This window comes from Paraburkholderia aspalathi (genome assembly GCF_900116445.1).
In the GTDB taxonomy this organism is placed as follows: domain Bacteria; phylum Pseudomonadota; class Gammaproteobacteria; order Burkholderiales; family Burkholderiaceae; genus Paraburkholderia; species Paraburkholderia aspalathi.
Map to the genome: position 1 here is coordinate 85,872 of NZ_FPBH01000035.1, position 9,040 is coordinate 94,911.

Below are 9,040 nucleotides of genomic sequence, written 5' to 3' on the forward strand. Positions count from 1 at the left end.
GCCCGTTCCGCATCGGTGCAACTCGTCATATGATGGACTCGGCGCGGGAGTCGTAACCGATACGCGCGACGGCGTACGCCAGATTCACGCCTTGATTCGCCAATGCCAACAAGTATGCGAGCCGACCATGAACAAGCCCAGCGAACGCATCGTCGTATTCGTCACGACCGCGCAGAAACGCGCGATCGCCGCCACCGCCGAAAATCTGGGCATTAGCGTCAGCGAACTGATGCGCCGCGCGGTGTTGAGCTTCGGCGCGACCAGCGAACAGGTGAAAGCGGCCAGCATTGTCGACCGGCTGCGTGCGCCGCGCGCACCGGACGCGCTCGACGCCGCGTTGCAGCGGGTCGCGCGCGGCACGCGCAACGCACGGGCGGCGCTCCCCGAGGCCTTGCAGACTCACGGTGACAACGAATCCGCTGCGCCGGCGGAAAGCGCGGCCGCATCGAACGCGGATGAATTGTTGGGCACAGCCGCCGGCGCAGGCCCGGCGCCGTTGCTGCCGGCCGGCGTATTGGCCGCCCTCACCGCCACCGCCGAGGAACTGGAAGCGGCTGCGGCAGCCGAAGCCGTGGCGCGCGTCGCCGCTGCCGAAGCGGCCTCCATTGCCGGTTCGGCGCAGAAACCCAACGACGTGGATACGCCTTTGCGCAACGTGCTTAAACGCCCGCGCCTCGACGCGAAGCGCGACGAAGACGATCCGCAAAGCGATCCGAGCACGGAAGGCGGCCGCTTCGCCTGAATCGGAAGTGTCACGGTCAAGCGCCCTAACCCAACGCGCATCGAAGCGCAGTTGAAGCGGTGTTGAAACGCAAGCACGCCGTCCACACACGACGCCTGTTCACATCCGCGACACCCGCCGCGCGGACACTCGCCATGTCGATGCGCGCCGCGCAGATGCCCGTCGAACGGGTGCTCGCAGCGCACAAAGTTAGCGATTATGTCATCGCGCCCTTTAAGGCGGTTTTAAGAGAATGCGTGGTGTAATATCCGCGAACGGCTGAATAAGCCAACCCACGTTTTAACCACTGAGGCCGTTGGCCATTTGTTTTCAAAACGTAAATTTGTGGCGCCGCTATTGCAATTGGCGGGTGTGCCCCGAACTCCGGTCCGAACGTTGCGCAGCTTCTCGCGCAGCGGCGTAAAGTAGCATTTGAAAGCAGTTAAAGCGCGTGGGAATTATTCAGCGCCGATTTCATTCTTTGGAGGTTTTCATGTCGCTTTTTGACAGCATTTCGCGCACGCTTAAAGGTCTCCTGAACGACGCAGCCGATTCCGTGCAGGACCCGTCGCGCGATTCGCGCCAGATCGTGCGCGAACTCGACGAGAGCATCGCTAAAGCCGAGAACTCGCTGATCGAGATTCAGGCACAGGTCGCCACGCAGCAAAGCAAGCGCGATGTCGCCGCCGACAAGGCGAAGAAGTACGAAGACGGCGCGAAGCGCGCGCTGCAATCGGGCGACGAAACGCTGGCACGCGAAGCCCTCGGGGCGCAAGCCACGGCTGAAGCCGAACGCGACGCGCTGGCCAAGGAATTGACCACGCTGGAGCCGTCGGTTGCGCAGTTGAAGAGTCAGATCGACGACATGCGTGGCCGCCGTAACGACCTGAACGCGCGCTCGAACATTCTGCAAGCCAAGCAGCAGATCGCTCAGGCCAAAGATGTTGCCGCTACTGCGTTGGGCGGTATCGGCGGCAAGAATCTGTCCGAGGATTTCCAGAAGCTGGAAGACAAGGTTGCGTTGTCGAACGCCCGTTCCGACGCGCGCCTGAATTCTGCCGACGTGAAGACCGGCAAGGCGCTCGACGACAAGCTCGCGGACCTGAACCGCGGCCCGTCCGTCGAAGATCGTCTCGAAGCATTGAAGAAGCAGATCAATACGCCGGCTCAGTAATTGCGTCAGCAGTGCATACTGGCGGCCGTTACGAGCGCCGCCGGAATCGACTGAAGGAGACGGGTGCATCGCACCCGGTCCGTAAATGAAAAAATTTCTCGCAAGCGTATTCGCCTCACTGCTGTTCGTGTCGGCTGCGGCATTCGCCGTGCCGACGGTCCAGCAGATCGAATCCGCCATGTCGCAAGGCAACTGGCAGCAGGCCGATGCCGGTTTGAGCGAAGTGCTGCAGGCGCATCCGAACAATGCCCGCGCGCGCTACCTGTACGGCCAGGTGCTCGATCGCGAAGGCCGTTACGGCGACGCCCTCGCCCAGATTCAACAGGCCAAGACGCTCGATCCGCAAATCCGCTTCACCGACCCGACCCGTTTCGCGCAAACCGAAGCGCGTATCCGCAAGGACGCGGAACGTGCCGGCGGCGCCGGCGGCAACACCGCGAGCCGCGCGGCCAACCCGTTCGTCCAGCAGAATTCGCCGGCCGTGCAACAGCAATCGGCGATGGTGCAGCAAGCGCCGCAACGGCATGGTCCCGGCATCGGCATGTGGGTCGGCATCGTTCTCCTGATCGGCGTGATCGCGCTGGTGTTGCGCTGGACCTTGCGCCGCGCCCGCACGCAAGACGATTCGCGCGCCGACGACGACCGTCGCGTGCAGCTCAAGCGCGCAACCGAAATGCTCAACGCCGTGCGCTCGTTGAAGCTCGACGTGAAGCTCTCCACCGTGCAAGGTCATGAGGCGCTGGAGAAGGAAGTCGAATCGACTGAAGACCAGTTGCGCGGTCTCGTCGAAACGCTGTCGAACAGCAAGAATCCTGTTCCGCCGTATCAGCTCGACGAACTGGAACAGCGCATCGGCAGCCTGCGCGCCCGCGCCGAAGGGCGGCCCGATCCGTATGCCGCGCCGGCCGCCGGCACGCAGCAGTCGCCGTATGCGCGGGAAGCCGAGCGTTTCGGCAACCCGCCGCAGCCATACCCGCAGCAAGGACCGTATCAGCAGCAGCCGCAGGTCATCGTGCAACAAGGTGGCGGCGGTTTCGGCGGCGGCATGGGCGGTCTGCTGACCGGCGTGCTGCTTGGCGAGGCGCTGAATTCCGGGCGTGAACGCGTTGTGGAGCGCGACGTGATTGTCGATGACGAAACGCGTCGCCGCGGCGGTGACGGCGGCAATGGCGGCGGTCTCGACTTCGGCCAGGGTTCGAACGACTGGAACGACAACAACGGCGGTGGTGTCGACATGGGCAGCAACGACGATTCCGGCGGCTGGAGCGATACTTGAGAAACACCGCGCTGCGTGAGATGCAGTCAGTCGAACGCCAAGCGATCAAGCTGCAATGAAAACAGGCTCCGTACGGAGCCTGTTTTTTCATGTCGATTCCCTTAATTCATGCGGGCGCCCTAACCGGCTCATGCTGCGCCAGCAGCATCGAACCTGCGAACAGCCGGACGATGAAACGCTCCGCATACGCGACCAGCGCGTCCCGGCGGGCGGCATTCCCGTCGATGTACTCCGCCGAAAGATGAAACAGCTGCAGCACGATCTGCGTGCAGACTTCGTCGACAGTTGCGCGGGCAAGCGTCGGCATCAGTTCCAGTTGCACGACGTCGTCCGCCATTTCCGCCGACACTTCATGGAGATTGGCCCGCACTGCTTCGCGCAGCGCCGGCGACGTGCCGTGATACTCGGCCAACGCGCTCAGAAACGCCTCGCGATTCTCCAACGCAAACGCGAAGAACGCCATGCACGCGCGACGCGGCACGCTCTGCGGTTCATGGTGCGCCGCCAGCCAACGCTCGCGCCGCAGCATCGGCCGCAGGCGGCGGCTCACCGATTCGACCGCCTCGCGCGCCAGGTCGTCGAGCGTGTCGAAGTGACGATAGAACGTGTTGGGATTCAACCCTGCCTCGCGCGCCAGTTCGCGCAGACCCAAGCTTGCAAAGCTGCGCCCGCCCGCGGTCAGACGCAACGCGGCCTCGATCAGTTTGCGCTTGCCGGGCGGAAGGTCCTGCCCTGCAACGGCGCCATGGTCGGCGGCGAGCGCCGCTTCGGGTGAGAGTTTCATGAGCTTTCAGTCGGGGCGCGGCTCGCGCGTTTAATAGTCGTACTCTAAACGATCTTGACGCGAAGTGTACAGTTGTCTACCCTGCGCGTTATACGGCTGTAGACATATGTAGACACCCGAATTTTGCCCACCTCCGGAGACCCGCCGTGACGCCTGCTTCAGTTGCCCAACCCGCCACGCCACGCATCGCTATTGTCGGCAGCGGGTTTGCGGGCATCGGCATGGCGATCCGCCTTCAGCAGATGGGCATCACGTCGTTCACGATTTACGAGGCGGCCGGCGATGTTGGCGGCACGTGGCGCGACAACACCTATCCGGGCGCGGCCTGCGATGTGCCGTCGCATCTGTATTCGTTTTCGTTCGAGCCGAATCCGGCGTGGTCGCGTGCGTTCGGCAGCCAGGCGGAGATCTTCGCTTACCTCAAGCATTGCGCGCGCAAATACGGCGTCGATCGTTACGTGCGTTGCAATGCGCGCGTGGCCTCGGCGCGTTTCGACGAAGCGCGGCGGACATGGCAGGTCGAGATCGATTCGAACGGTACGCGCGACAGCATCGAGGTCGACGTCGTGATCGCCGCGAGCGGTCCCCTATCGCGGCCGGCTATGCCGCAGATCGCCGGGCTCGAGCGCTTTGAAGGCAAGCTGTTTCATTCCGCGCGCTGGGACCACGACTATCCGCTCGAAGGCAAGCGCGTGGCCGTGATCGGCACCGGCGCCAGCGCGATCCAGTTCGTGCCGCAGATCCAGCCACGTGTCGCGCAACTCGAACTGTTCCAGCGCACCGCACCGTGGATCATGCCCAAGCCCAACAAGCCGGTCGGCCCGCGCACGCATTGGCTGTTCCGCCATCTGCCGTTCACGCAGCGCTTTGTGCGCAACGCGATCTACTGGCAGCTCGAATCGCGCGCGATTGCGTTCGTCGTCAATCCGAAACTGATGAAGCTGCCGATGAAGTTCGGCTTGAGCTACCTGGAACGGCGCGTCAAGGACCCGGCGCTGCGCGCGAAGCTGACGCCGAACTACCGGCTTGGCTGCAAACGCGTGCTGCTGTCGAGCGATTACTATCCCGCGCTCAGCCAGCCCAACGTCGACGTGGTGACGACCGGTATCCGCGAAATCGTCGCCGATGGCATCGTCACTGAAGACGGCGCGCATCACCAGGCCGACGCGATCATCTGCGGCACGGGCTTCCAGGTCAACGACGTGGGCGCACCGTTCGAGGTGACCGGTCTCGAGGGCGCCGACCTCGGCGCGATGTGGCTGCGCGATGGACCGGAGGCCTACCTCGGCACCAGCATCGCCAACTTCCCGAACTTCTTCATGATCGTCGGCCCGAACACCGGGCTCGGCCACAACTCGATGATCTACATGATCGAGTCGCAAGTGCAGTACATCGCTGATTGCCTGCGCGTATTGCGCCGACGCAAGGCACGCACGATGACGCTGCTGCCCGACGTGCAGCGCGATTTCAATGCGCGTCTGCAGAAGGAGATGCAGCACTCCGTATGGGTCAGCGGCTGCCATAGCTGGTATCAGACGAAAAGCGGCAAGGTCACCGCGCTGTGGCCGGGCTTCACATTCAGCTTTCGCAAACGCACGCGGCGCGTGCGGCCGCAGGATTATCGCTTCGCGCGTTGATGTGCGTTGATACGGCTTGATGCAGCATGCGCAGCTGACGGGCCGCTCGCGATGGCGAGGCGGAGGCATTCGAATTCAAACTAAAGGGAGACAACCACCATGGCAAGCATCGAATCCGCAACGCCCGCATCCACCGCACCGCTGCGCCCCCGCTCGCTCGCTGCGCGCCTCGGCATCACCAGCGTACCGCGCACCGAATTGCAACGACGCTACACGCAAAGCGGCTCCAAGTTCGTCAAGATCATGGGCGCCGACGTGCACTATGTCGACGAGGGCAGCGGCGACACGATCGTGATGATTCACGGCTTCGCGTCTTCGTTGCATACGTGGAATCGTGTGGCCGACGAACTCAAGCACGAGCATCGCGTGATCCGTCTCGATCTGCCGCCGTTTGGCGTAACCGGACCGCTGCGCACGAACGCCGGCGAAATCGAAACGATGAATCTGCCGACCTACCGGCGATTTATCGACACCTTCATGCAGGCACTCGGCATCTCGCGCGCGACGCTGATCGGCAACTCGCTCGGCGGCCTGATTTCGTGGGATTACGCAGTGCGCCATCGCGATGCCGTTGAAAAACTCGTCCTGATCGACTCGGCCGGTTTCCCGATGAAGCTGCCGATTTACATCGGCCTCTTCAATAGCGCGCTGGTGCGGGTCAGTTCGCCGTGGTGGCTGCCGGAAGTCATTATCAAAAGCGCGGTGCGCAACGTGTACGGCGATCCGCACAAGATCGATGCGGTGACGCTGCGGCGATACGTCGAGTTCTTCCACGGCGAAGGCACGCGCACGGCGATCGGCAAGATGGTGCCGACGCTCGACTTCAAGGACGTCGATACCGACGTGCTGAAGACGCTGAAGCTGCCGTCGCTGGTACTGTGGGGGGCAAAGGATCGCTGGATTCCGCCTGAGCACGCGACCGAATTTTCAAGCCGCATTCCGGGCGCGAAATCGGTGATGTACCCGGGACTCGGCCACATTCCGATGGAAGAAGCCCCTGAGCGCGTAATGACCGATCTGCGCGCGTTTCTCGGCACGAGCGGCGCCACTGCTCCGGCAGTTGAAGGCGTGCGCAGCGCGCCGGTCTGACCCTTCCTGCCCGCACGATGCGGCGGTCGTATCGCCGCATCGTCTGGCGCTCCCGCCGACTCACGCATTCACCGATCCGCAGCCAGCGCGCATCGCCGCGCTGTTGACGCATCGCCGAAACCCGACGTTGCGCTCTCAACCACCTCCGAGCAGCCGCAACAGTCCCCAAAGAAACTTGCAGAGCATCACGATCAGCTCCCACAGGTGGTAAAGCTGCTGCCAGCCTGAGACGCGTGCGAAGGAGTCGATCATGGTCCGCTGGTGAGTGGAAGGGCTGTGAGAAATGGCAGGCACAGCCACTTGCGGGGCCAGGCCTCGGTCAGGCCGGGCGTCGCACGCGTGCTGCGCACCGGGCCGTGCCAGCGCCCTGCCGGAGCCCACATCATAACGACCGCGGGATACCCCGTATCAAGTTGTTTGAAAGTTTGCCGTCAATACCTCGGGAAGACGCGGCATCCGGGCTGGATGAGCGCGCGAATCGACTCAGCAAACCGCGCCATCAAGGAGAACACGACCATGACGCGCTTCAGCTTCCGCCGGGCTGCCCATTCGCAGACCGTGGTCGGCGACATTGCCGCCCACGCCGGCAAACTGGGCATAGAAATCTGCGACGTATCGGGCCACGTCGAAGAAGTGGCTGCGCGCGTGCAGCGCCAGGCACAGGTATGCCGCGCGCTGCGCGAATCTGCTGCCGTCACGCTGGCGGGCAACCACCGCATCGCCGCCGCTGCGCGCGAAATGCGCAACGTGTCGGCCGAAGCCGCAACGGGCGTACAAGCGTCGCAACAGACTCTCGAGGCGTCGCTCGCCGATATCCACGGGCTGGTGGAGGGCGTAACGGTGATCGAGAGCCAGATTGGCGCGCTGCGCAGCGCATTGGCCCATGTGAGCCGCGTCTCCGAGGAGATTTCGCTGATCGCCCGCCAGACGCATTTGCTGGCGCTGAATGCCGCAATTGAGGCCGCGCGCGCCGGCGACTCCGGCAAGAGTTTCGCGGTCGTGGCCGCCGAGGTGAAGAACCTCTCGGCGAAGACCGCACAGGCGACCGGCCAGATCGAGACGACGCTCGCGCAACTCACCCAGCAGACCGAGCAGTTGATCAGCGAGGGCTCGGTGAACACGGCGCGCGCTCATCGAGTCCGCGAAGGCACTCGCAAGATCGGCGACGTCGTGCATGCGACGGGCGATGCGATTACGCAGCTCAACGACGAGGCTGGACAGATCGCCACGTTGACCGGCGAGATTGAAACGCAATGCAATGGGCTCGAGGCGCAGGTTCTGGAGATGGCAAGCGGCGTCGAAGATTCGAGTGAAAACTTCGTCCAGGCGAAGGACCGGCTGGGGAATCTGCTCAGCGTGTCCGAGACGTTGATCGAGTTGACCGCGGCCACGGGGGTGGAGACGACGGATACACGGTTTATCGAAGCCGTGCAGCGGGCTGCAGCCGAGGTGAGCAAGGTATTCGAAGCGGCTGTCGCGCGGGGCGAAGTGTCGATTGAGGATCTGTTCGATCAGCACTACGTGCCTGTTGCCGGGAGCAATCCGGCTCAGTTCATTACACGGTTTACTGCTTTTACCGATCGGGTTTTGCCTGCTATTCAGGAGCCGTTACTCGGGCTGGATCCACGCGTGGCGTTTTGTGCGGCTGTCGATGTGCGTGGGTATCTGCCTACGCATAATCTGAAGTTCTCTTTGCCGCAGCGCGAGGATGTGGTCTGGAATATGGCGAATTGCCGGAATCGGCGAATGTTCGATGATCGGACTGGGATTGCGGCTGCTTCGCATGTTAAGAAATTTTTGCTGCAAACGTATCGGCGCGATATGGGCGGTGGGCAGTTTGTTTTGATGAAAGATGCGTCGGCGCCCGTGTTTGTGGCCGGGCGGCATTGGGGTGGGGTTCGGGTTGGGTATAAGGTTTGATTTTTTTGCCTGCGCGGCGCTTTTGTCAGTGTTCCTGGGGCTTTGGCCTTTCCTTGAATTGTTAGTGGTCTATTAGCGTTGCCCCTGTGCGGGGCGACACTTACTTTCTTTGCCGCCGCAAAGAAAGATAAGCAAAGAAAGCGGCTAGAAGCCCCTGCTAAGTGGACACCGTGGTTTGCCACGGGTAGTGGTGCGACTGGAATCCGTGCTCTCGCACATTCCGCGCTAGTTACAAAGGACTCGTCAGCTCCCACTCCGCACTGCGTGCGTCGCGGACGGGTCTGCAGGGGAAACCACGGGCTTTGGTTGAGGTCCGTGAATGCCAAAACGCAGCGGGTGGTTTTATGTGTATTAGCCTGGACTCGATCTGACAGGTAGTCGGGCAACGAAGTAACGAAGCCGATCAGTGAGGGATCAGTTTCTCCCTGGCAAGATCAAG

Annotated in this window: 7 protein-coding genes; 6 read left to right on the forward strand and 1 reads right to left on the reverse strand. The window is 62.7% G+C overall.

All coding sequences use genetic code 11. From position 1 onward, the window contains the following. The first annotated feature begins 127 nt into the window (after positions 1–127). From BM438_RS37165 to BM438_RS37175, 3 genes are all read left to right on the forward strand, one after another. On the forward strand, positions 128–742 hold the full coding sequence (locus BM438_RS37165; protein ID WP_093645016.1) for a hypothetical protein: 615 nt from the start codon (positions 128–130) through the stop codon (positions 740–742). A gap of 472 nt (positions 743–1,214) precedes the next feature. Then, positions 1,215–1,895 carry a PspA/IM30 family protein gene (locus tag BM438_RS37170; protein ID WP_093645018.1) on the forward strand — a complete coding sequence of 227 codons (681 nt, stop codon included), beginning with the start codon at positions 1,215–1,217 and terminating at the stop codon, positions 1,893–1,895. Between the two features lie 85 nt (positions 1,896–1,980). Beyond that, entirely contained in the window at positions 1,981–3,171 is a 1,191-nt protein-coding gene (locus tag BM438_RS37175) for a tetratricopeptide repeat protein (protein ID WP_093645020.1), read from the forward strand. Between the two features lie 106 nt (positions 3,172–3,277). On the opposite strand, the gene BM438_RS37180 is transcribed toward BM438_RS37175, so the two are convergent. After that, positions 3,278–3,955, reverse strand: a complete 678-nt coding sequence (locus tag BM438_RS37180) for a TetR family transcriptional regulator (RefSeq protein WP_093645022.1) — start codon at positions 3,953–3,955, stop codon at positions 3,278–3,280. Positions 3,956–4,101: 146 nt separating this feature from the next. Between BM438_RS37180 and BM438_RS37185 the strand changes: the two genes are divergently transcribed. From BM438_RS37185 to BM438_RS37195, 3 genes are all read left to right on the forward strand, one after another. Beyond that, positions 4,102–5,592, forward strand: a complete 1,491-nt coding sequence (locus BM438_RS37185; RefSeq protein ID WP_093645024.1) for a flavin-containing monooxygenase — start codon at positions 4,102–4,104, stop codon at positions 5,590–5,592. A 99-nt stretch (positions 5,593–5,691) separates the two neighbouring features. Next, the gene (locus BM438_RS37190; RefSeq protein WP_093645026.1) at positions 5,692–6,681 is read left to right on the forward strand and encodes an alpha/beta fold hydrolase; all 990 of its coding nucleotides are present in this window, start codon (positions 5,692–5,694) and stop codon (positions 6,679–6,681) included. Positions 6,682–7,197: 516 nt separating this feature from the next. After that, on the forward strand, positions 7,198–8,601 hold the full coding sequence (locus tag BM438_RS37195; RefSeq protein ID WP_093645028.1) for a methyl-accepting chemotaxis protein: 1,404 nt from the start codon (positions 7,198–7,200) through the stop codon (positions 8,599–8,601). Positions 8,602–9,040: the final 439 nt, after the last annotated feature.